Source organism: Kitasatospora sp. Root107, assembly GCF_001424875.1.
GTDB lineage: Bacteria > Actinomycetota > Actinomycetes > Streptomycetales > Streptomycetaceae > Kitasatospora.
Window position 1 is genome coordinate 15,037 of sequence record NZ_LMCT01000044.1, and the last position, 1,242, is coordinate 16,278.

Genomic DNA, 1,242 nt, shown 5'->3' on the forward strand with positions numbered 1-1,242 from the left:
CCGCCCGCCGTGAGGCCGTCCTCACCGTGCTCCGCGACCCGAACGCCGCCTACTGCCGGGCCGCCTACGCTGCCGGCCGACTGGGACTCACCGAGGCCGTCCCCGAGTTGATCGCCGCACTCGCCCGCCTCGGCGCCGTCGAGGCCGTCCCCGAGATCGTCGCGCTGCCGCGGACCACTGGGACCGGGATCCGCAGCAAGCACGACACCCGACTGCTCGCGTTGCGCCGGCTCGGCCCCGGCCCGGGCGCGGACCTGACCCGGGTCGAGGACCTGGCACTCGACTCGATGCGCTGGAGTGTCCTCGACGTCCGCGGCGGCGGCCCCGTGCTGCGCGATCTCGCCACGGACATCCTGGCGCTCTGCGACTCCCCGCGTGCCACCGACCTGGTGGTCCAGACCCTGCTGCACGGCACCGTCCGGACCGCGCTGGTGCGCCCGCTCGCCGAACGCGGCGACCCCGCGCTGGTCGAGGTGATGATCCACCTGATCCACACCGCGCCCGACCGAACGATCCGGCGGTTGGCCACCGAGGGCATCCTGCGCGCGGCCCACCACCCGACAGCGGACCTCGACCGGATCGGGGAGCAGCTGGTCCGGCTGCGCGACGCCACCACCCGTGCCTGGCTCGAACCCCGTCTCCCGGAGCGACCCGGCCGACTGGAGCGCCTGGAGAATGCCACCCTCGAGAAGGAGCCGCGGGCCCGCGCTCAGGCCGTCAAGTCGCTTGCACTGCTGGGCACTCCGGCCGCCCTTGAGCTGGTCGCCGGGCTGCGCGAGGACCCGAGTCGGCACGTCCGGGCCTGCGTCGAAGGGGTGCTGCGCCACGTTCGGATCTGAAGATGCCCCGCCGGCCGCACCCCACGGGTTCGTGCCGCCGAGCGAGGAGTCCCGCTGGACCCCGGGGCACTGTTGCGCACGGACCGTGGTCGGATCGACTGCCCGAGGAAGTCGAGGGTGGTAACCACTCGCGGACGACGACCACAGGGCCGTCCGCGACCTCGCCCGGAAACCTCGACCCCGCCACGCTGCGCCAGGTGGCCGACTGGCTGGAGCGCACCCGCACCGCAGCGCTCGCCCTGGGCGCAGGCCAGGTCCCGCTCGCCCGGCCCGTGGTGTGGTGCGCCGTAGTCGGCTCTGACCGGCCACCGCCCGGGTCGCCGCAGCGCCGTCATGAGGTCGTCGATCTGCCGTCCGTAGTCGTCGGGCTTGCCGGGATATGCGACATCGAGGTAACTGCGCC

At 74.0% G+C, this 1,242-nt stretch carries 2 protein-coding genes; both read left to right on the top strand.

Going from position 1 to position 1,242, the window contains the following annotated elements; genetic code table 11:
- The coding region (locus ASC99_RS28700; RefSeq protein ID WP_162257934.1) for a hypothetical protein at positions 1–839 on the top strand (839 nt) is incomplete at its 5' end.
- A 197-nt stretch (positions 840–1,036) separates the two neighbouring features.
- Positions 1,037–1,242: hypothetical protein (locus tag ASC99_RS41385; RefSeq protein ID WP_235583172.1), on the top strand; the 206-nt coding region annotated here is incomplete at its 3' end.